The 19,865-nt window shown below is 74.3% G+C and carries 19 protein-coding genes; 11 read left to right on the top strand and 8 right to left on the bottom strand.

The window, feature by feature from the left end; all coding sequences use genetic code 11:
* Window positions 1-25: 25 nt before the first annotated feature.
* Window positions 26-1,591: an RNA polymerase sigma factor gene (locus tag OG689_RS33840; RefSeq protein WP_266324694.1), complete on the top strand. Its 1,566-nt coding sequence runs from the start codon at window positions 26-28 to the stop codon at window positions 1,589-1,591.
* A 446-nt stretch (window positions 1,592-2,037) separates the two neighbouring features.
* Here the strand turns inward: OG689_RS33840 and OG689_RS33835 are convergent, their stop codons facing one another.
* Both OG689_RS33835 and OG689_RS33830 read right to left on the bottom strand, forming a co-directional pair.
* Window positions 2,038-2,619 carry a TerD family protein gene (locus OG689_RS33835; RefSeq protein ID WP_266324692.1) on the bottom strand — a complete coding sequence of 194 codons (582 nt, stop codon included), beginning with the start codon at window positions 2,617-2,619 and terminating at the stop codon, window positions 2,038-2,040.
* Window positions 2,620-2,734: 115 nt separating this feature from the next.
* Window positions 2,735-3,310, bottom strand: a complete 576-nt coding sequence (locus tag OG689_RS33830) for a TerD family protein (RefSeq protein ID WP_266324690.1) — start codon at window positions 3,308-3,310, stop codon at window positions 2,735-2,737.
* A 262-nt stretch (window positions 3,311-3,572) separates the two neighbouring features.
* On the opposite strand from OG689_RS33830, the gene OG689_RS33825 reads away from it, so the two are divergent.
* Window positions 3,573-3,977, top strand: a complete 405-nt coding sequence (locus tag OG689_RS33825; RefSeq protein ID WP_266324688.1) for a BlaI/MecI/CopY family transcriptional regulator — start codon at window positions 3,573-3,575, stop codon at window positions 3,975-3,977.
* A 5-nt stretch (window positions 3,978-3,982) separates the two neighbouring features.
* On the top strand, window positions 3,983-4,927 hold the full coding sequence (locus OG689_RS33820; protein WP_266324686.1) for a M56 family metallopeptidase: 945 nt from the start codon (window positions 3,983-3,985) through the stop codon (window positions 4,925-4,927).
* Window positions 4,928-4,983: 56 nt separating this feature from the next.
* Here OG689_RS33820 and OG689_RS33815 read toward each other — a convergent pair whose 3' ends face one another.
* Together OG689_RS33815 and OG689_RS33810 are read right to left on the bottom strand one after the other, a co-directional pair.
* Window positions 4,984-5,550: a MepB family protein gene (locus tag OG689_RS33815; protein WP_266324684.1), complete on the bottom strand. Its 567-nt coding sequence runs from the start codon at window positions 5,548-5,550 to the stop codon at window positions 4,984-4,986.
* 31 nt (window positions 5,551-5,581) lie between these two features.
* Window positions 5,582-5,737, bottom strand: a complete 156-nt coding sequence (locus OG689_RS33810; RefSeq protein ID WP_266324682.1) for a hypothetical protein — start codon at window positions 5,735-5,737, stop codon at window positions 5,582-5,584.
* Between the two features lie 103 nt (window positions 5,738-5,840).
* On the opposite strand from OG689_RS33810, the gene OG689_RS33805 reads away from it, so the two are divergent.
* From OG689_RS33805 to adhP, 3 genes are all read left to right on the top strand, one after another.
* Entirely contained in the window at window positions 5,841-7,478 is a 1,638-nt protein-coding gene (locus tag OG689_RS33805) for an amidohydrolase (RefSeq protein WP_266324680.1), read from the top strand.
* Between the two features lie 113 nt (window positions 7,479-7,591).
* On the top strand, window positions 7,592-8,023 hold the full coding sequence (locus OG689_RS33800) for a hypothetical protein (protein ID WP_266324678.1): 432 nt from the start codon (window positions 7,592-7,594) through the stop codon (window positions 8,021-8,023).
* Window positions 8,020-9,033: an alcohol dehydrogenase AdhP gene (gene adhP / locus OG689_RS33795; protein ID WP_266324676.1), complete on the top strand. Its 1,014-nt coding sequence runs from the start codon at window positions 8,020-8,022 to the stop codon at window positions 9,031-9,033. Before OG689_RS33800 ends, adhP begins: the two co-directional genes overlap by 4 nt.
* A 38-nt stretch (window positions 9,034-9,071) precedes the next feature.
* On the opposite strand, the gene OG689_RS33790 is transcribed toward adhP, so the two are convergent.
* Both OG689_RS33790 and OG689_RS33785 read right to left on the bottom strand, forming a co-directional pair.
* The gene (locus tag OG689_RS33790; RefSeq protein ID WP_266324674.1) at window positions 9,072-10,154 is read right to left on the bottom strand and encodes a glutamate--cysteine ligase; all 1,083 of its coding nucleotides are present in this window, start codon (window positions 10,152-10,154) and stop codon (window positions 9,072-9,074) included.
* A gap of 544 nt (window positions 10,155-10,698) precedes the next feature.
* Window positions 10,699-12,282 (bottom strand): MFS transporter, encoded by a 1,584-nt coding sequence (locus tag OG689_RS33785; RefSeq protein ID WP_266324672.1) that lies wholly within the window; start codon window positions 12,280-12,282, stop codon window positions 10,699-10,701.
* A gap of 309 nt (window positions 12,283-12,591) precedes the next feature.
* Between OG689_RS33785 and OG689_RS33780 the strand changes: the two genes are divergently transcribed.
* The 3 genes from OG689_RS33780 (at window position 12,592) to OG689_RS33770 (ending at window position 14,266) form a co-directional block, all read left to right on the top strand.
* Entirely contained in the window at window positions 12,592-12,852 is a 261-nt protein-coding gene (locus OG689_RS33780; RefSeq protein WP_266324670.1) for a GlsB/YeaQ/YmgE family stress response membrane protein, read from the top strand.
* Window positions 12,853-13,044: 192 nt separating this feature from the next.
* Window positions 13,045-13,641, top strand: a complete 597-nt coding sequence (locus OG689_RS33775) for an SsgA family sporulation/cell division regulator (RefSeq protein ID WP_266324668.1) — start codon at window positions 13,045-13,047, stop codon at window positions 13,639-13,641.
* 106 nt (window positions 13,642-13,747) lie between these two features.
* Window positions 13,748-14,266 carry an SMI1/KNR4 family protein gene (locus tag OG689_RS33770; protein WP_266324666.1) on the top strand — a complete coding sequence of 173 codons (519 nt, stop codon included), beginning with the start codon at window positions 13,748-13,750 and terminating at the stop codon, window positions 14,264-14,266.
* 121 nt (window positions 14,267-14,387) lie between these two features.
* On the opposite strand, the gene OG689_RS33765 is transcribed toward OG689_RS33770, so the two are convergent.
* The gene (locus OG689_RS33765) at window positions 14,388-15,107 is read right to left on the bottom strand and encodes an HAD family hydrolase (RefSeq protein ID WP_266324664.1); all 720 of its coding nucleotides are present in this window, start codon (window positions 15,105-15,107) and stop codon (window positions 14,388-14,390) included.
* Window positions 15,108-15,603: 496 nt separating this feature from the next.
* Here OG689_RS33765 and OG689_RS33760 point away from each other — a divergent pair, with 496 nt between their 5' ends.
* Both OG689_RS33760 and OG689_RS33755 read left to right on the top strand, forming a co-directional pair.
* Entirely contained in the window at window positions 15,604-17,004 is a 1,401-nt protein-coding gene (locus tag OG689_RS33760) for a sulfatase (RefSeq protein ID WP_266324662.1), read from the top strand.
* Between the two features lie 136 nt (window positions 17,005-17,140).
* Window positions 17,141-18,139 carry a formylglycine-generating enzyme family protein gene (locus tag OG689_RS33755; protein ID WP_266324660.1) on the top strand — a complete coding sequence of 333 codons (999 nt, stop codon included), beginning with the start codon at window positions 17,141-17,143 and terminating at the stop codon, window positions 18,137-18,139.
* A gap of 64 nt (window positions 18,140-18,203) precedes the next feature.
* On the opposite strand, the gene OG689_RS33750 is transcribed toward OG689_RS33755, so the two are convergent.
* Window positions 18,204-19,727 (bottom strand): beta-1,3-glucanase family protein, encoded by a 1,524-nt coding sequence (locus tag OG689_RS33750; RefSeq protein WP_266324658.1) that lies wholly within the window; start codon window positions 19,725-19,727, stop codon window positions 18,204-18,206.
* Window positions 19,728-19,865: the final 138 nt, after the last annotated feature.

Genomic DNA, 19,865 nt, shown 5'->3' with positions numbered 1-19,865 from the left:
TGCCCACTGCACCGAGAGGCCACTCGTGTCGCCCAGCCCGTCCCGCACGCTTCCGCATCGGATCGCTGAATCCGCGTCCTTGATGGCACTCATCGAGCGCGGCAGGACCACAGGACACATCACCGGCGATGAGGTGCGCCAGGCTTTCGAGGCCGACAACATTCCGACCACCCAGTGGAAGGTCGTCCTCCGGAGCCTGAACCAGGTGCTCGACGAGGACGGGGTAGTCCTGGCGGTCCGACCTGCACAGGAGCCCAAACCAGCTGCTGGAGACCCGAACCGGCGCTCTGTCAAGAAAACCGTAGCCACGCGCGCTACCCCTGTCAAGAAGATCACAGCGGCCCCCGTGGAGGCCTCCGAGGAGGCATCCGGGGCGCCCGCCGAGGCCGCCGCACCGGTGAAAAAGGCCGCCGCGGCCAAGAAGGCGGCACCCGCGAAGAAGGCCGCCGCGGTGAAGAAGACGGCCGCGAAGAAGACCACCACAGCCGCCGCCAAGAAGACCGCGGCGAAGGCCGGCGCGGAGGACACCTCCGCCGCCGAGCCCGCCGCCGAGGACGATCTCTTCGACGAGGCCACGGCCGGCGACACCGGCCGGGAGGCGGAGACGCCCGGCATCGGCAGCTTCGTCCTCTCGGACGACGACGAGGACGACGCCCCCAAGGTGCAGGTCACCACGCCCGGCGCCAGCGCCGACGCGGTGAAGGACTACCTGAAGCAGATCGGCAAGGTCTCGCTGCTCAACGCCGAGCAGGAGGTGTCGCTGGCCAAGCGCATCGAGGCCGGCCTGTTCGCGATGGAGAAGCTCGCCTCCGGCGAGGACCTCACCCCGGTGTTCCGGCGCGAGCTGGAGTTGATCGCCGAGGACGGCCGCCGCGCCAAGGACCACCTGCTGGAGGCCAACCTCCGCCTGGTGGTCTCGGTGGCCAAGCGCTACACCGGCCGCGGCATGCTGTTCCTGGACCTGATCCAGGAGGGCAACCTCGGTCTGGTCCGCGCGGTCGAGAAGTTCGACTACACCAAGGGCTTCAAGTTCTCCACCTACGCGACGTGGTGGATCCGCCAGGCGATCACCCGCGCGATGGCCGACCAGTCCCGCACCATCCGGATCCCGGTGCACATGGTCGAGGTCATCAACAAGCTGGCCCGTCTGCAGCGCCAGATGCTCCAGTCGCTCGGCCGCGAACCCACCCCGGAGGAGCTGGGCAAGGAGCTCGACCTCACCCCGGAGCGGGTGATCGAGGTGCAGCGGTACGGGCGCGAGCCGATCTCGCTGCACACCCCGCTCGGCGACGAGGGCGACAGCGAGTTCGGTGACCTGATCGAGGACACCGAGGCCGTCAAGCCCGCCGACGCGGTCAGCTTCACCCTGCTGCAGGAGCAGCTCCGGGCGGTGCTGGAGACGCTGGCCGAGCGCGAGGCCGGCGTGGTCTCGATGCGCTTCGGCCTCACCGACGGCCAGCCGAAGACGCTGGACGAGATCGGCAAGGTCTACGGGGTCACCCGCGAGCGGATCCGCCAGATCGAGTCCAAGACGATGTCCAAGCTGCGCCACCCGTCGCGCTCCCAGGTGCTGCGCGACTACCTGGACTGACCGGACCTCCCGGACGTACGGGCCCCGGCCGGATCTCCCGGCCGGGGCCCGTCCGCGTGCGGCCCGTCCGCGTGCGGTCCGGACGCGTGGAGCCGGGGACGGGGACCTGGGACGGGGGCCGTACGGAAGGGCCACGCCCGGCCGTGGGGGACATGCGACGGGCCCGGTCCGGACCACCCTGGGGCGGTCCGGACCGGGCCCGGAAAAGATTGGAGCGCCGGGCCCGATTTGAACGGACTCTCCCTACTGAAAGTAGGGCGTGCTCCACCAGCACCTCCGACGCCTGCCAGGAAGATCTCTCTTCCGACAGCGAGAACATTACCAGGTCGCGGAGGTGCTCCGGCACCGGTGGGCGGCGGGCCCACCCCCGGCCGGCCGGGGGTCAGCCGCCCGGCGGCCGTGCGGAGTTCATCCGTCCGCCGCCCGGCCTGGCCGGCCGACCGCGGTCAGAGGTGCTTGGCGATCTCGGGCAGCAGTTCCTTGAAGGTGCGGCCGGCGGCCGGCTCGCCGATCGCGGTCAGCTGCCAGCCGGTGCCGGCCCGGTGCACCTTGGCCATGATCTGGGCGGTGTACGGTCCGCCGCCGGTCAGGGTGTAGCGGGCCAGCTCCGTGCCGTTGGTCTCGTCCACGAGGCGGCAGAAGGCGTTCTGCACCTCCTGGAAGGTCTGCCCGGTGAACGAGTTGACGGTGAAGACGATCTGCTCGACCTGCGCGGGCACCTTCTGCAGGTCCACCACGATGGACTCGTCGTCGGCACCCTGGCCCGCGCCGCCGGTCAGGTTGTCGCCGCTGTGCCGCACCGAACCGTCCGAGCTGGTCAGCTTCTGGAAGTAGACCACCTCGACCGGCTTGCTGCCCGCGAACAGCACGGCCGAGGCGTCCAGGTCGATCTCCCTCGGGAGCAGCTTGGCCAGGAACCCCTTGCGCGGCGCGGCCTTCCAGCCGAGGCCCATCCGCACCACGCCGAGCGCCCCTCCCCCGGCCTTCTCCAGGCTGATCCGCTGTCCCTTGCCGAGGTTGACGCTCATGAGTCCTGCTCTCCTTGTGTCGGCCGACGGTCGGACGATGCGCTTGTGCACCGGCTCGGGCCACCGGTGCGCCGGGCGGCCGGCGGCGGGCCCGTTCCCGGGCCCGCCGTACCGGTCAGACGTTGACCCCGTAGTCGGAGGCGATGCCCCGCAGACCGGAGGCGTAACCCTGGCCGATCGCCCGGAACTTCCACTCGGCGCCGTAGCGGTACAGCTCGCCGAAGACCATCGCCGTCTCGGAGGACGCGTCCTCGCTCAGGTCGTAGCGGGCCACCTCGCTGCCGTTGGCCTGGTTGACGATCCGGATGAAGGCGTTGCGGACCTGGCCGAAGTTCTGCAGCCGGGCGTCGGCGTCGTAGATCGACACCGGGAACACCACCTTGGTGACGTTGGCCGGCACGCTCACCAGGTCGACCTTGATCTGCTCGTCGTCGCCGTCCCCGCCACCGGTGAGGTTGTCACCGCTGTGCTCGACCGAACCCTCGGGGCTGCGCAGGTTGTTGAAGAAGACGAAGTGCTGGTCGGAGACGACCCGGCCGGCGTCGTTGCACAGCAGGGCGCTGGCGTCGAGGTCGAAGTCGGCCCCGGTGGTGGAGCGGACGTCCCAGCCGAGGCCCACGATGACCGCGGTCAGCCCCGGGGCCTCCTTGGTCAGCGAGACGTTGCCACCCTTGGCCAGCGAGACTCCCATGATGCCCTCCTGGGGATTCCCCGTGCCGGGCCCGGAACGCCCGGCTCTCTGTGGTGCGGGGATCATAAATCTACAACACTGTAGAGAACAGGAGAATCTGTCCGGCCGTCATGGGACCGAACCGGTACAGACGGTGGCGGCGCCGCTCGCGACACCGGCAAAAGCCGGGCAAAGGCCCGGCAAAGACCCCGGCCGGACCGCTCAGTAGGATGGACAGCGCGCCCGAGCAGGACCGGGCGGCGAGACCGGAGGGAGGCCCGGCATGGGCACCGAACAGCAAGCGCCGGCCGAGCACCCGCGGGTACGCAGGCGCGGGCAGGGCCAACTGGAGGCGCAGGTCCTGGCCGCGCTCCAGGCGGCGCCCGCCCCGGCGACCGCGGTCTGGGTGCAGCAGCACCTGGGCGACGGGCTGGCCTACACCACGGTGATGACCATCCTGTCCCGGCTGCACGCCAAGAAGGCCGTCTCCCGCAGCCGTTCGGGCCGCTCGTACGTCTGGCGGGCCGCCTCCGACACCGCCGGGCTGGCTGCCTTGCGGATGCGCCGGGTGCTCGACAACGAGGCCGACCGGGACGCCGTGCTGGCCAGCTTCGTGAGCACCCTGCTCCCCGACGACGAGAACCTGCTGCGGGCCCTGCTGGACAGTGCCGTCGACGACGGAAGCTGACACCCGTGGGCGTCTTCGTCTTCCTCCCGCTCGTGCTGCCGCTGACCGCCCTGCCGATCGCCAGGCTGGCCGAACTGCACCTGCACCCCCGGACGGCCGCGCGGCTGCTGACTGCGGTCAGCGTGGTGATGGGCGTGTGCAGCACGCTCTGCCTGGGCCTGCTCGGCGTGATCGGCACCGCCCAGATCCCCGGCAACCCGCTGCCGGACAGCTGGTCGGCCCCGCAGGTCCGGGACGTGGTGCCGTTCCACGAGGCGGTCGGGTTCGGCAGCATCGCGCTGCTCTGCGCCGTCGCGGTGGCCTGCGGCGCCACCCTCGGACGCCACCTGCGGGTCCGCCGTCGGCTGCGGCACGCGCTGGCCGCCGTCCCGCACGAGCGGGACGTCGCCGTCCTGCCGGACCGCACGCCGTACGCCTACGCGCTGCCCGGCCGGCCGGGGCGGGTGGTGGCCTCCAGCGCGATGGCCGCCGGACTGGCGCCGGACGAGTACCGGGCGCTGCTGGCGCACGAGCGGGCCCATCTGACCCACCGCCACCACCGGATCCTGCTGGCCACCCGGCTCGCCAGCCGGGTCAACCCGTTCCTGCGCCCGCTGCAGGCCGCCGTCGCGTTCGGCGCCGAGCGCTGGGCCGACGAGGAGGCCGCCGAGGCGGTCGGCGACCGGCGGCTGACCGCGCGCGCGGTGGCCAACGCCGCCCTGCTGTCGCACCGGGCGGGTGGCCTGCACACCCCGCCGGGCCTGGCCGCCTTCGCCGCGCCCGGCCCCGTCCCGCGCCGGGTCGCCGCCCTGCTCGGGCCCGTCCCGGCGGCCGGCGGCTGGCCGCCCGCGCACAGCCGGGCCGGTCTGGCGGCGATGGTCGCGGCGGCGGGCACGGCGGCCTCGGCGCTGTCCGCGGTGAACGCGGCGGTGGCCCTGCTCCTGGTGCTGAAGGCCGCGACGCCGCTGTAGGGCCGCGCCCGGCAGGCGACGGCGCCCGGCCGGGCGGTTCGGGCCGGGCGGCCCGTTCAAGGGCGGTGCAGCTCCCGTGCCCGCCCGGTGTCGACCGCCGCGGGGCCCACCGGCAGGAAGTACTCGGCCTGCCAGGCCTGGGTGGCGACGGCCTGACGGCTCGTCGTGACCGCCCAGGGCGGGTAGACCCGGAACGCCCGCTTGCCGCCGGAGCCGCCGGCCGAGACGATCCCCCGGCGCCGGAGCACCTCCTTGGGCAGCACGAACTGGCCGAAACGGTCGCCCTCCCGGCTGCTGACGACGAAGAGGTCGACCGGATCGGCGAGGTCGAAGGGGCGGATCGGGCCGGCCGCGGAGCGCTGCCACAGGGTGACGAACTGCCCCGCCTTGGTCGGCGTGGTCCGCGCCACCCGGAACCGGACGGCGTACCCGTCCAGCGTGAACGCGTGGGCGCCGTAGTCGGCGCTCTCCGGCTCGGCCTCCGGCCGGCCGCAGACGAAGCCGGCCGGGTCGTACACCAGGGCCTTGGCCGCGAGCAGGTCGGCGGGGAGCGGGCCGCCGGCGGGCCAGGCCCCAGCGGCCGCGGGTCGGGGGCCGGCGGGGTCCGCGTGCTTCGTCCTCATGCCTCCGATCCTGCCAGCACCGGGGCCTGGCTCAGACCGCGGCGCCCGGCGCCGCCGGGGGGAGCATCACCCGGTAGCCGGCGAGCATCGCCCGCAGGCCGGTCCCGAAGGCCTGGTCGGCGCGCTGCCGGCCGGCCGGGACGGCGTCCAGGGCGGCGGCCAGCCGGGGGGCCGCGTCACGGGCCACCGCGTCGACCATGACCGGCGGGGCGACCAGGTCGAGGGCCGAGCCGAGGACGAAGCATTCTTAACCGAACCTCATGCAGTTCCACAGGGAGGACGCAGCGCGCATGCGTGCAGACACGCTCTTCACCGGCGGCCGGATCCACACCGGAGACCCCCGCGACCCCCTCACCCACGCCCTGGCCGTCGGCTCCGGCCGGATCAGCGCCCTCGGTGACGCGGCCCTCGCCCTGCGCGGCCCCGCCACCGAGGTCGTCGCCCTGGCCGGCGGGTCGCTGCTGCCCTCCTGGGGCGACGGGCACGTGCACCCGCTGCTCGGCGGCATCGGACGGCTCGGCGTCCCCGTCCGCGACTGCGCCAGCCTCGCGGAGGTGGTCGAGGCCGTCCGCCGCTGGGCCGCCGAGAACCCCGCCGCCGAATGGATCCGCGGCGACGCCTTCGACCCCTGGCTCGCCGAGGGCGGCCTCTTCGACGCCCGCCTGCTGGACGCCGTCGTCCCCGACCGGCCCGTCCTGCTGCGCACCATGGACCACCACACCGGCTGGGCCAACACCGAGGCGCTGCGCCGGGCCGGCTTCACCGCCGACTCCCCGCAGCCCGCGAACGGCGAGGTGGTCCGCCGCCCGGACGGCGAGCCGCTCGGCACCCTGCGCGAGTTCGGCGCCCTCGACCCGCTGCTGCGACTCGTCCCCCCGCCGGGCCCCGAGGAGCAGCTCGCCGCCCTGCGGGACACCACCGCCGCGCTGGCCGCCGCCGGGATCACCTGGGTCCAGGACGCCTGGGTCGAGCCCGCCCAGGTCGACGTCTGGATCGCCGCCGCCCGGGCCGGCGCCCTGTCCGTCCGCGCCGGCCTCGGCCTGCTGCTGCCGCCCGACGGCTGGCGCGAGCGGCTGCCCGTCCTGGCCGCCGACCGGGCCCGGGTGGCCGCCGAGGGGGCCGGGCAGCTGACCGCGCACAGCGTGAAGTTCTTCGCCGACGGCGTGGTGGAATCCGGTACGGCCGCCCTGCTGGAGCCCTACACCGACTGCCCGCACTCGCACGGCAGCGCCAACTGGCAGCCCGCCGAGCTGGCCGACGCGGTCACCGCCGTGGACGCGCTCGGCTTCCAGCCGCACATCCACGCCATCGGGGACCGCGGCGTCCGGCTCGCCCTGGACGCGATCGAGGCAGCCACCCGCCGCAACGGCCCGCGCGACCGCCGCCCGGTGATCGCGCACGTCCAGCTGGTCGACCCGGCCGACCTGCCGCGGTTCGCCGAACTCGGGGTGATCGCCAACTTCGAGCCGCTCTGGGCGCAGACCGACCCGCTGATGACCGAGCTGACCCTCCCCCGGCTCGGCCCCGTGCGCGGCGCCCGGCAGTACCGGATCGCCGCGCTGCTCGGCAGCGGCGCCCGGGTCTCCTTCGGCAGCGACTGGCCGGTCACCCGGTACGAGCCGCTGGCCGGCATCGCCACCGCCGTCACCCGGCAGACCCCGCAGGGCCTCCCCGCGGGCGGCTGGCTGCCCGAGGAGCGGATCCCGCTGCGGGAGGCGCTGACCGCGTACTCGGCCGGCGTCGCCCACCAGGCCTTCGAGGACGGGCTCTGGGGCGTCCTGCGCCCGGGCCTGCGGGCCGACCTGGTGCAGCTCGCGGCCGACCCCTACGACGTCCCGCCCGGCGAGCTGGCCGGCGTACCGGTGCTCGGCACCTGGCTCGGCGGACGCCCCACCCACCGGGTGGTGCCGGCGCCGGCCATCGGCTGACGGCCGCCCCGGCCCCGGACCTACCTGCCGCCCCGCGTTCCCCGACCGGACCTCCCCCGCGGCCGGCCAGCGGCTCACCTAGCCTTCGTTCGTACGACAAGGAGAGCTCCCCCATGCATCTGCCCTCCGACGCCGCGGCCACCGCCGCCCCGACCGCAATCCCCGGCGGCCCCACCGTCCCCGACCGCCCGCACAGCTCCGACGCCCCCGGCGGACGGAAGCTGGACGGCGGCATCCTCGGCCTGGGCGACATCGTCTTCTGCGTCGTGGCCGCCGCCGCACCGCTGACCGTGATGGCCGGCGTCGCGCCGTTCGCCATCGCCTTCGGCGGCATCGTCGCCTCACCCGTTCGGCCCGCCCGCCCTGCGCCGTTACGCCGCCCGGGTGAGGCTGCAGGGGAGCCGCGCCCGGACGGCGCCCAGGCTCGGACGTCCCCGCGCGAACGTCCAGGTCCGAACATCCACGGTCGAAGGTCCACGCGCGACCGTCCAGGCCCGAAGCTCCACGCCCGCACGTCCAGCCGCCGAACGGAGTCGCATTCATGAAGGCCGCCGTCGTCAAGGACTTCACCGCCCCGCTGGACATCGAGAACCGTCCGGTGCCGGAGCCCGCCCCGCACCAGGTCCTGGTACGGATCGAGGCCTCCGGGCTGTGCCACACCGACATCCACGCCGCGCACGGCGACTGGCCGGTGAAGCCCGCACCGCCCTTCGTGCCGGGCCACGAGGGGGTAGGCATCGTCGAGGCGGCCGGAGAGCTGGTCCGGCACGTGGCGATCGGCGAGCGGGTCGCGATCGCCTGGCTCGCGGACGCCTGCGGCCGCTGCGACCAGTGCGTCTCCGGCTGGGAGACGCTCTGCCTCCAGCAGCACAACAGCGGTTACTCGGTGGACGGCGCCTACGCCGAGTACGCGCTGGCGCACGGCGACTACGTCGTCCCGGTGCCCGAGGGGCTGGACCCCTTGGACGCCGCACCGCTGTCCTGCGCCGGCGTCACCACCTACAAGGCGGTCAAGCTCTCGGGCGCCCGCCCCGGCACCCGGGTGCTGGTCTCGGGCATCGGCGGTCTCGGCCACCTGGCACTGCAGTACGCCCGGATCAGCGGCGCCGAGACCGTCGCGGTGGACATCACCGACGACAAGCTGCAGCTGGCCCGCGACCTCGGCGCCGACCATGTGATCGACGCCCGGACGGCGGACGTCGCCGCCGAGGTCCAGAAGCTCGGCGGCGCGCACGCGGCGATCGCCCTGGCCGTCGACAACGCCTCCTTCCGGGCCGCGTACGGCGCGCTCCGGCGGGGCGGCACGCTGGTGCTGGTCGCCCTGCCCGCGGAGGGCAGGCTGGAACTGCCGGTCTTCGACACGGTGCTCAACGGCACCAGCGTGATCGGTTCCATCGTCGGCACCCGCGAGGACCTGGCGGAGGTCTTCCGACTGCACGCGCTGGGCCGGACCAGGGTGATCCGCGAGTCGCGCCGCCTCGACGAGGTCAACACCTGCTTCGCGGACATCCTCTCCGGCCGGGTGACCGCCCGCCTGGTCTTCGACCTGCGCTGACGCGGGCAGCGGGCAGCGGGCAGCGGGCAGCGGGCGGGCTACCGGACGATGAGGTCCAGCAGCCCGGCGCGGCCGCCCTCGCGCCAGGCCCGCCGCTGGCGCTGCGCGCCCGTACCCGCCGCCAGGAAGTCGCCGAGCAGCGCCTCGACCCGTTCGGTGTCCCCCGTCTCGGCGAGCCCGGGCGCCGCGTACTCCATCAGCTCCTCGACGACGGCGGCCGCCGGGCGGGCGAACGGGAGGCAGGGCGAGGTCAGCCGGCTGTCGAGCCCGTTGTGGGCGGCCTGCCAGGTGGCGGCCCGCAGCATCTCCTCCTCCGGCCGCAGCGGCGGTACACCGGCGCGCTCCTCCGCCAGGGCCGACGCCACCAGGGCCCGGACCAGGGCGGCGAACAGTGCGGCGTCCTGCGGCAGCAGTTGGACGTCGGCGGCGCGGACCTCGATGGTGGGGTACCGCTCGGACAGCCGCGCGTGCCAGTAGAGCGCGCCGCGGTCCCGGATCAGTCCGGTGTCCTGCAGGGCCTGCACCCGCCGTTCGTAGTCCGCCGCGTCGCGGAACGCCGGGGGCTGGCCGCTGGCCGGCCAGCGGTCGAAGTGGATCGTCCGCCAGCTGGCGAAGCCGGTCTCCTTGCCCTGCCAGAAGGGGGAGTTCGCCGCCATCGCGACCAGCACGGGCAGCCAGGGCCGGATCCGGTTGAGGACGGCGACCCCGCTCTCCCGCCCCGGGACCCCGACGTGCACGTGCATACCGTTCAGCATGAGGTCGTCCACCAGCTGCGGGGCGTCGGCCCGCGCGGACAGGTAGCGGGCACGGTCGGTGACCGGTACGGGGGTGAGCCCCTGGAAGGGCGCCGCGCCGACCGGGCCGATCCGGCAGCCCGCCTTCTGCGCCGCCGTGCCGACCGCGTCGCGCAGGCGCACCAGGTGCTCGGCCGCCTCCGCGAGGTCCTCGCAGACGGGCGTGGCCACCTCGACCTGCACCTGGAGCAGCTCGTGCTGGGCCTCCTCCGGCCGAAGGGCCGGCAGCAGGTCCGCGGCGGCCAGCACCTCGGCCGCCCGGGGCACCGGCACCCCGCTCACCTCGTCGATGAGCAGGTACTCTTCCTCGATCCCGAAGGTCAGCATGGCGCGCGGCTACCCCGCCGGGCCCAGGTCAATCCGGTCCGCCCGCCGTCATGTCACGGGCTCCGGCGCGGGGCCCGGGCCGGGCGCCGGGAAGGGACCGGGGCCGGGCTCCGGACCAGGTCCGTCCGGCCACGGGTCCGGGCCCGGTGCGGGCGGCGCGGGGGGCACCGGGTCGGGCCCGCCGGGGCCCGGAAGCGGGCCGGGTAGCGGCCCGGGGCCCGGACCGCCGGGGCCGGGGGCGGGCGTCGGATTCGGGGGCACGGGATCGGGCGGGCGGGTCATCAGCGGCTCCTCCGCAGGTCGGTCGGTTCGGTGATCGTGCGCGTCAGGCGGTGCTCCGGGGGCCGTCGACGTCCCGGCCAGGGTTCCTCCCGCAGCAGCGGGTGTCCGGCCGCGCCGGCGTCCCGGCCGGACACCCGCCGAAGCCGCGCCTACCCGGATACCTCGAAGACATGACCGCCCGGGCGGGCCGCTCGGGCAGCGCCGCCGTGTCGGCCGCGTCCCTCCGGCGCACGGCCCGGCCGTCACGGCTTCCGGCCGGCCTTCACGGCTTCCGGGCGGGCGCCGACGGGCCGGGCGGCCCGGGCCGGGGCGTCTGCGGTCCGGGCAGTCGTGGCCCCGGACCGGGCGGGCGGGCCGCGGCGGGCCAGCCCGTGCCGCCCGCCAGGACGTCCGCGAGCGCGGTGGCCAGGGCCAGCAGGACGAAGCCGATGGCGACGACCAGCCCCAGCTGGAAGGCGCCGGCCCAGTCCTGGGGGTGGCCGCCCAGCCTGGTGAAGAAGACCGCGCCGACGGCGGCGATGCCCGCCGCGGACCCGATCCGCTGGGCGGTCTGCAGGACGCCGCCCGCACTGCCCGCCCGGGCCACCGGCACCTCGGCGAGGGTGAGCACCTGGTTGGGCGAGATCACCAGCCCGCTGCCGACCCCGGCCAGCAGCAGCGGCGCCGCGGTCAGCCAGCCGACGTGCGGGCCGGACCACAGGTGCACCACCCCGCCGGACACCGCCAGCCCGACCGCCACCAGGAGCAGGCCGAAGGTCACCAGCGGCCGGCCGAAGCGGTGCACCACCCGGCCGCCGACGGCGGCCCCGGCACCGGAGCCCAGGGCGAACGGGGTGATCGACAGCCCCGCCGCCAGCGCGCTGTAGCCCAGACCGTTCTGCAGGTACAGCGTGAAGATGAAGAAGATCGCCGTGAACCCGGCGAAGTACACCAGCGAGAGCAGCGTGCCCAGCGCGTACGACCGCGCCCGGAAGAGGTTCATGCTGACCAGCGGCTCGTGCCGGCGCCCGTACCGGCGCTCCCAGCCGGCGAACGCGGCCAGCAGCACCACCGCCACCGGCGTGAGCAGCCATTTGGCCGGGCCGGGCCACTGCTGCTGCTCGACCAGCGGCAGCAGCAGCAGGACCGTCCCCGCCCCCAGCAGCAGGACGCCCACCGGGTCGAAATCGCGGCCCGCCGGCTTCCCGGCCCGGGCCGGACGGGCCGAGGGCGGCGGGAGCAGCCGGTAGGCCAGCGGAAGTGCCACCAGCCCGATCGGCAGGTTGACGTAGAACACCCAGCGCCAGCCGTCCGCCGTGCCGAAGATCTCGATCAGCAGCCCGCCCAGCAGCGGGCCGACGGCGGTGGAGACGCCGATGGTGGCGCCGAGCAGGCCGAAGGCCCGGCCCCGCTCGGCGCCCTGGAAGAGCTCCTGGATGAAGCCGGAGACCTGGGGGACGAGGATGCCGCCGGCGACGCCCTGGGCGAGCCGGGCCGCGATCAGCCAGCCTTCGGTCTGGGCGGCGCCGGCCAGCGCGCTGGTGAGGGTGAAGAGCGCCAGCCCGCTGATGAAGACGGCCCGCCGGCTGCGTGCGTCGCCGAGCCGGCCGGCCGGGACGAGGGCGAGACCGAAGGTCAGCGCATAGCCCGAGAGGACCCACTGCAGGCCGCTCTCCGACAGGCCCAGCCCGGCGCGGACGGACGGTAGCGCGACGTTGACGATGCTGACGTCGAGCAGCGTCATGAATCCCGCGACCAGGCACACCGCCAGCGCCTGCCAGCGGTGGTCCCGCCCGCCGGCCGGCTCGGGGACACCGTCGCTCGTACCGGCCGGCCCGCCGTCGGTCCCGGCCGGCCCGGAGCTCATGTCGGCCGTCCCGCGCCCGGCGGGCGCTCATGGTGGGTGGGCCCCGGCGCTCGGCCGTCCCGGTTCGCCATCGTTCCTCCGTCCGGCGCAGGAGGCGGCGCAGCCCGAACGCGCGTGCGCCGCCCGTCCAGTGTCGGCCGAACGGCCGAACCCGGCTCGTCCAACCGGGTGCACGGCCCGGGAGCGGCCGCCGGCGGGCCGTGCACCCGGAGCCGGCGGCGGACCGGGGTCACATGAGGCGGCCGGGCCGGGGCAGACGGGTGCCGTGGCCCTGGACGCTCCGGGGAGCACCGAGACGAGGGAGACCTCATGTCATTTCTGTGGGCGATCGTCGCCGGTCTGATCATCGGCCTGCTCGCGAGGCTGCTGCTGCCGGGCCGGCAACCGATTCCGATCTGGCTGACGATCCTGCTCGGGGTCGTCGGCGCCGTGGCCGGGAACGCCCTCGCCAGTGGGCTCGGGGTCCGCGACACCGGCGGGATCGACTGGATCCGACACCTGCTCCAGATCGGCGTGGCCGCCGCGCTGATCACCGTCATCAGCCCGGCCTGGGGCCGTCGCCGAAGCTGACCGGACGCACCGCACCGGCCCCGCCGCCCCGCACGGGCGACGGGGCCGGCGGCCGTCCCGGGAGGACACCCCGCCGGCCTCACCACGGCGATTTCTGACCTACCGGCAGTTTCTCCGTCGGCGAAGGAGTGGCGGGCGCTAAGAGGGGCAGGCGATGGACACCTGACGACTCCGCCGGAGGCTGCCGCGCATATGAACCCCCACACGAACCCGCCCGCCGAACCGCCCACCGACCCGGCCGGCACCCCGTTCACCGACCCGGGCCCCACCCCGGCGACAACTCCCGCCCCCGCTCCCACCGGTGGCTTCACCGACGCCCCCGCCATCGAGCACCCCCGGCGGGGCGCCCGGGTCGAACGCTCGCTCCCGGCGCACCTGGCCGGCCCTGTCCCCCGGACCCTGCGGATGGTCCTCCGGTACGACCCCCGGGCGCCCTACGAGGTCTCCCTGAGCTTTCCGGCTCCCGCCGTGCTGGCGGAAGGACTGGTCGTCGAGGACGGCGGCCGCGCCGAGGACGGCATCGTCTGGACCGTCGCCCGGGAGCTGCTGGCCGAGGGCCTGTACAAGCCCGCCGGCCTCGGCGACCTGCGGCTGCGACCGGTCGGCGCGGGCCTGACCCGGCTGGAGTTCTACGGGGACGACGGCGTCGCCCTCGTCCACACCGACACCGCCGGGCTGGCCACCTTCCTCGACGAGGCCGAGGAGTCGCTGCCGGCCGGCCAGGAGCACCACCGGATCGACTGGCCCGAGACCGTCGAGGCGCTGCTGCGGTACGCGAACCGTTCCTAGTCGCGGCAGGCAACGTACGCCCGTTCTTGCTGGTGAAGTAAGCATTCTGTTCGACCGCTCAGGATCCGACGGTGGATTGTCGGGCACGGCTTCCACGATGCCGGTCATGGCACGCTTCGAGGATCTTCAGCACGTCTTCCGGAACACCGACAGTGGCGTCGGAGTGCAGCCGGCCCTGAGCGACCAGGCGGTTCTGGAAGCCGAGGGCTTGTTGAACGTCACGCTCCCCGCTTCCCTGCTCGACCTCCTGCGCCAGCAGAACGGAGGCCTGGTCGTCTCGGGTCGCGATGCCTTCCCCACAAGTCGGCCGACGTCGTGGGCTTCTGACCATGCCCCCTTCGACATCGTGATGGGCATCGGCCGGCGTGAGCAGACGCTGTCCTTGCTCGACAACCCCTACCTGGTCGACGAATGGGGTCTGCCTACGGAGGTGGTGCTTCTCTCCGGCGATGGTCACTACTGGATCGGGCTGGATTACCGCACCTGCGGTCCCCGGGGGGAGCCGTCCGTGGTCTGGTTCGACACGGACGCCGACTCGGAACTGCCCCTCGCGCCGGACTTCCGCTCCTTCGTCGCGGGCCTCACCTCAGTTCCCGGGTCCGACAAGGAGCGGAGCGAGGCTTGACCCGGGTCAACCCATCTGCAGAGGCACGCTGCGGGGACCAAGCCCTGCAGGAGCGCTCACCCGGGGCAAAAGTCGCCTGACGCGGCACGGGTGACCTGAGCCGGACAGCCGTGCGGCGGGGCTACCCCGCCGCCAGGTCGGCCGGGCTCACCGGAGATGCCGATCCGGCCGGAAGCTCCCGGCCGAGGTCGGCGAGCAGGGCGGGCAGCTCGTCCAGGGAGCGGAGCGCGCCGGGGGTGCGGCCGGTCCGGTCCAGCAGCACGGCCGCCATGCCGGCTTCCCGGGCGGCTGCCACGTCCTCCAGCGGGTGGTCGCCGATGTGCAGGACCTGGGCGGGCGGGACGCCCAGCCGCTCGGCGGTGATCCGGTAGATACCGGGATCGGGTTTGTGGACGCCGCACTCGGCGGCCCTGACGACCACGGCGAAGACGGTGTCCAGGCCGAGCGGTCCGAGGTCGGTGTTGCCGTTGGTGGTGAGCGCGAGCGGCAGCGAGGCGGCCAGCCGGCTCAGCACCTCCCCGGTCTCGGGGTGGAGCAGGGTGTGCTCGGCCCGGACGTCGACGAAGGCCCGGTACACCTCCTCGGCGAGACCGGGGCGCTCGCAGCCGAGGCGCCGGGCGGACTCCGCGAGAGCGGCCCGGCGGATCTCGGCGAAGTCGGCCCCGGGCATCCGCCGCGCCATCTCCTCGCGGACCTCCTGCAGTTGCTCGACGGTGACGATGCGGCCGCCGGCCTCGGTCAGCCGGCGGGCGGCGTGCGCGATCGCCGGGACGAAGCCGGACCCGAAGTCCCACAGGGTGTCGTCCCCGTCGAAGGAGAGCGCCGCGACGGGCAGGGGCATGGCAGGGCTCCGTCCAGGTCCGTCCCGCGCACCGCCCCCGCTGGCGGACGCCGGACGCCCCGACCCTATCCGGCCGGTGGCGGCCGGGCGCCGGTCGCGACCGGGCCTCTTCGACCGACCCGGCGGAGTCCGGGCCGGCGTCGGCGGCCCCGCCGGGATGTCCCGGCGGGCGGAGTGCCACGTCCGCTGACGGTACGTCGGCGGCCGTGACGTGACGCCACGCAACAGCTGTGTGAAATGGACATGTTGAAGTCTCCGGCCGCATTGCGGGCGGCTTCCGGCGGACCCTACGGTCGCTCCGAGGTCGCCGGAGATCGCTCCCCCCGGCCACCGCGCCGGCCGGGCAGCACCCGGTCACCCGTACCCGCCCACCGGCGGCCGCACCGTCACGCACCGGCACGACCGACCGGCCCCGGGCACCCAGCCACCGGGCGGGCCGGGCCGTGCCCGTACGGGAACGCGGAGCCGCCCACCCGTCCACGAAAGGGACAGCCTGATGAGCCGGAACGACCGGAACCTCGTCGGACGGCGGGGATTCCTCGCCGGAGCAGCCGCCGTCGCCGCCGCACCCTCCCTGGGCGCCCTGGCCGCGGCCACCCCGGCGGCGGCCGCCCCCGCCGCGTCCGCCGCGCGCCCCAACATCCTGGTCATCCTCACCGACGACCAGCCCAAGCAGACCGAGTGGGCCACCCCGAAAACCGTCGCCTGGCTCGCCGACCAGGGTGTACGGTTCACCGCCGGCCACGTCGCGACCCCGCTCTGCGCGCCGTCCCGCTCGTCGATCTTCTCCGGCCGCCAGGCCCACAACCACGGCGTGCTCGACAACTCCTCGCCGTACAACCTCGACCAGCACACCACCGTGCAGCGCTACCTCAAGCAGGCCGGTTACCGCACCGGCCTGTTCGGCAAGTACCTGAACGCGTGGCACGCCGCCGACAACCCGCCGCACTTCGAGGAGTGGCTGCTGGAGAGCCCGGTGGTCTACAACGACGGCACCTGGAACGACAACGGCACGCTGCGCACCATCCCCGGCTACAGCACCACGGTCATCAAGAACCGCACCCTGGCCTTCCTGGACAAGGCCGCCACCGACCAGCGCCCGTGGTTCGCGTTCGTCGCGCCCAAGGCCTCGCACGAGCCGAACACGCCCGAGGCGAAGTACGCCGACACTCCCGTCCCCGCCTGGAACGGCCGCCCGGGCGTCACCGAGCCCGACCGCAGCGACAAGCCGGACTTCATCCAGGACGCCACCGGCACCCTGGCCGACGGGCAGGCGCTGCGCCGCCGCCAGCTCCGCACCCTGCTCTCGGTCGACGACGCGGTGCAGGCCTTCCACGACAAGCTGGCCGCGCTCGGCCAGTTGGAGAACACCCTGGTCTTCTACCTCGGCGACAACGGGTACACCTGGGCCGACCACGGGTGGCTGAAGAAGTCGGTGCCCTACCGGCCCTCGATCGAGGTGCCGTTCTACGTCTCCTGGCCCGCCGGCGGCCTCGGCTCCGGCACCGTCGACAACCGGATCGTGGCCAACATCGACATCGCCCCGACCATCCTGGACGCGGCCGGCATCACGCCCGACACCCCGCAGGACGGTCACTCGCTGCTGACCGGGTACAGCCGCGACCACCTGCTCGTCGAGTGGTGGAAGCACGGCACGGCGGCCGGCGGCCCGCACACCTGGTCCTCGTACGTCAGCGACACCGAGCAGTACACCGAGTACTACCAGATCCACACCGACGCGGCCGGCAAGCCCGCCGGCACCGGATCGGTGCTGTTCCGCGAGTACTACGATCTCGTCGACGACCCGCACCAGCTGACCAACAAGCTCTACCAGGCCACCCCGCAGCAGGAGCAGCAGCTCGGCATCCCGGCGCTGGCCGCCGACCGCTCGGCCTGACCCGCTCGGCCTGACCCGCCGGATCCGGTGCCGCCGGGTCAGTCCCCCACCAGGCCCCGGGCGGGCGGGCCGGAGCACCGCGCTCCGGCCCGCCCGCCGGCCGTCCCCGCCACCCCGACGACCCCTGGACGTACCGATGCTCGCCTGCTGCGCCCCGCAGAACCCCTCGTCCGGCCAGCACGCCTCCTGCGGCCGGCAATCGGCCGGCCCGGCGCTGCTCACCCTGGCGCTCCCGGCTGCCCGGCCGCCGGCCCCGCCCGCGGCGCCGTCCCCCGCCGCGCTGCGGGCCGCCCGCGGCCTGCTCGACCTGCCCGGCGGGCGGTTCCTGATGGGCACCGACGACCCCGCGGGCTTCCCCGCCGACGGCGAGGGGCCGGTCCGCGAGGTGGGGGTCGGCGCGTTCCGGATCGCCCCGACGACCGTCACCAACGCCGAGTTCGCCTCCTTCGTCAAGGAGACCGGCCACACCACCGACGCCGAACGCTTCGGCTTCTCCTTCGTCTTCGGCGGCTTCCTGTCCGAGGAGCTGCGGGCCGCCTCCCGCACGGTCGCCGGCACGCCCTGGTGGCACGCGGTGGAGGGCGCGGACTGGCGCCGCCCCGAAGGTCCCGGGTCCGGCTTCGCCGCCCGGCAGAACCACCCGGTGGTGCACGTCTCCTGGAACGACGCCCAGGCGTACTGCGCGTGGTCCGGCACCCGGCTGCCCACCGAGGCCGAATGGGAGTACGCCGCGCGCGGCGGCCTGGCGCAGCGCCGCTACCCGTGGGGTGACGAACTGGCCCCGGGCGGGCGGGAGATGCTCAACATCTGGCAGGGCGCCTTCCCGACCTCGAACACCGGCCGGCACCGCGGCACCGCCCCCGTCCGCTCCTACCGCCCGAACGGCTTCGGCCTCTTCAACACGGTCGGGAACGTCTGGGAGTGGTGCGCCGACCGCTTCAGCGCGGACTTCCACCGCACGGGGCCGCGGACCGACCCGGCGGGCCCGCCGAGCGGCGGCGCACGGGTGATGCGCGGCGGCTCGCACATGTGCCACGACTCCTACTGCAACCGCTACCGGGTGGCCGCCCGCAGCTCCAACACGCCCGACAGCTCCACCGGGAACATCGGCTTCCGGGTGGCGGCGGGCCACTGAACCCGGAGCGGCGTCGCGGGGGCGGCAGGTACGGTGCCGCCCCCGCGACGCCCGGCGGGCCCGGCTACCCGCCGATCCCGATGGTGAGCCGGCTCGGCGGGTCGGCGTTGGGCAGGATCCGCACCGAGCTCTGGTCGTTGATGTCGTCGTAGGCGAATCCGTAGGCCCGGTGGCCGAGGCCGACGGTGTGGAAGAACCCGGCGTAGTCGTTCTTCGCGGTGGCGGCCGGGTAGTACGCGCCCGGGGCGTACCACTTGGCGGTGTCGATCGCGACGCCGCGGTTGAAGGCGGCGCAGAACTCGGCGCCGAGTTCCAGCTCGGTGGTGTTCATCCCGGCCGACGCGAGGGCTCCGGCGCAGGCCGTCACGTCCGCGGTGGTGGGCTTGCTCAGGAAGTACGGCCCGGCGCCGTCCTTGGTGAACTGCAGGCGCCCGTTGACGACCCGGCCGGTGAAGGTCTGGTTGAGCCGGGTCAGGGTGAACTGGTTCGCGGTGTAGTACGACCAGGCCTGGTCGATCGCCGGCTGCAGGTACCCGGCCTGGGCGCCACCGGGGCGGAAGGACGCGGCACTGCGCGGTGCGGTGATCCGGTAGGACGTGGCGAGCGGACGGAAGGCCGGGCCCACCGCGGTGGCGTACTGCGCGCGGACCTGGTCACGGGTCAGCGTGATGCCGACGGTCTGGTCGTAGCCGGTGGCCGACTGCTCCAGCCGGGCGGTGACCGGGAACCCGAACATGTCGACCTGGGTGGTGTTGCCGCCGAACGGGATCACGCCGTACCGGTAGGTGAACTCGTACCAGTCGAAGTACACGTCGGCGTTGGGGTCGGCGGGGTTCAGCAGGTCGGGGCCGCCCCAGCCGGCGTCGTCCGGCGAGATCGGGATGTACATCGGCGAGCCGACCGAGAGGTACATCCGGGCGCCCTCCAGCCCGCTCGGGACGGTGACGGTGGCGGCCCGGGCGAGGGAGAAGGACATCGCGGCGTAGTTGCGGCCGTTCTTGGTGAGGTGACCCGGGGCGCTCTCCTCCAGATGGCTGATGTGCGCCAGGGTGCCGTCAGGCCGCAGGTAGGACCACTGACCCGGGGTGGCCATCCCGAGGACGAGCACGTAGACCTGACTGTCCGGCCAGATGCCGCGGGTGTTGTTCTGGAACACCACGGGGAAGGTGCCGGTACCGCCGGGCGGGAGCGTGCCGCCTCCGCCGCTGGGGGGCGGTGTGCTGCCGCCGGTGCCGACCGTCCAGGCGAAGTGCGGGGTGTCGAAGAGCGGTCCGCCCTTCTCGTAGGTGAACCAGTAGTCGACCGCGGCACCGGCCGGCAGTCCCGTGGCGGTCCTGGTCCAGGTGCCGGTGGCGTTGTCCATCCGGAAGTTCTGCTGGCCCGAGCCGTTGACCAGGTAGTGGACGTCGACCAGGGCGGCGGGGGCGGTGGGCTTGAACCAGAACTGGGCCTGGCCGGTGCCGGCCGCGGTGACGCCCTGGGTGTAGTCGGCGGCGGCACTGGCGGGCGCGGCTCCCGCGAACGCCGCGCAGAGCAGCAGCAGCGCGGCCAGGAGCAGGCCCGGGGTGGAACGACGGGACAGGGTCATGGCTTCCCTCGTGGGGTGGGGACTACGGGGATGTGGGAGTCGGAGTTCGGGACCGCTGGGAGGTGGAACCCCTGCGGTGGGAAGCTCCGCGATATGAGAGCGCTCTCAGCAGGAGGGTGGCCAGAAGCTCATTGACTG

The organism is Kitasatospora sp. NBC_00240 (assembly GCF_026342405.1).
Classification (GTDB): Bacteria; Actinomycetota; Actinomycetes; order Streptomycetales; family Streptomycetaceae; genus Kitasatospora.
Note: the sequence above shows the minus strand (reverse complement) of the source record. Positions and strands in the feature narration are given on the sequence as shown.

Coding starts and splice junctions, on each gene's coding strand:
- OG689_RS33805 (WP_266324680.1), top strand. CDS start 5,841: ATGCGTGCAGACACGCTCTTCACCGGCGGCCGGATCCACACCGGAGAC.
- OG689_RS33780 (WP_266324670.1), top strand. CDS start 12,592: ATGTCATTTCTGTGGGCGATCGTCGCCGGTCTGATCATCGGCCTGCTC.
- OG689_RS33765 (WP_266324664.1), bottom strand. CDS start 15,107: ATGCCCCTGCCCGTCGCGGCGCTCTCCTTCGACGGGGACGACACCCTG.
- OG689_RS33835 (WP_266324692.1), bottom strand. CDS start 2,619: ATGAGCGTCAACCTCGGCAAGGGACAGCGGATCAGCCTGGAGAAGGCC.
- OG689_RS33755 (WP_266324660.1), top strand. CDS start 17,141: ATGCTCGCCTGCTGCGCCCCGCAGAACCCCTCGTCCGGCCAGCACGCC.
- OG689_RS33830 (WP_266324690.1), bottom strand. CDS start 3,310: ATGGGAGTCTCGCTGGCCAAGGGTGGCAACGTCTCGCTGACCAAGGAG.
- OG689_RS33800 (WP_266324678.1), top strand. CDS start 7,592: ATGCATCTGCCCTCCGACGCCGCGGCCACCGCCGCCCCGACCGCAATC.
- OG689_RS33750 (WP_266324658.1), bottom strand. CDS start 19,727: ATGACCCTGTCCCGTCGTTCCACCCCGGGCCTGCTCCTGGCCGCGCTG.
- OG689_RS33815 (WP_266324684.1), bottom strand. CDS start 5,550: ATGAGGACGAAGCACGCGGACCCCGCCGGCCCCCGACCCGCGGCCGCT.
- OG689_RS33785 (WP_266324672.1), bottom strand. CDS start 12,282: ATGAGCTCCGGGCCGGCCGGGACCGACGGCGGGCCGGCCGGTACGAGC.
- OG689_RS33775 (WP_266324668.1), top strand. CDS start 13,045: ATGAACCCCCACACGAACCCGCCCGCCGAACCGCCCACCGACCCGGCC.
- OG689_RS33770 (WP_266324666.1), top strand. CDS start 13,748: ATGGCACGCTTCGAGGATCTTCAGCACGTCTTCCGGAACACCGACAGT.
- OG689_RS33790 (WP_266324674.1), bottom strand. CDS start 10,154: ATGCTGACCTTCGGGATCGAGGAAGAGTACCTGCTCATCGACGAGGTG.
- OG689_RS33760 (WP_266324662.1), top strand. CDS start 15,604: ATGAGCCGGAACGACCGGAACCTCGTCGGACGGCGGGGATTCCTCGCC.
- adhP (WP_266324676.1), top strand. CDS start 8,020: ATGAAGGCCGCCGTCGTCAAGGACTTCACCGCCCCGCTGGACATCGAG.
- OG689_RS33825 (WP_266324688.1), top strand. CDS start 3,573: ATGGGCACCGAACAGCAAGCGCCGGCCGAGCACCCGCGGGTACGCAGG.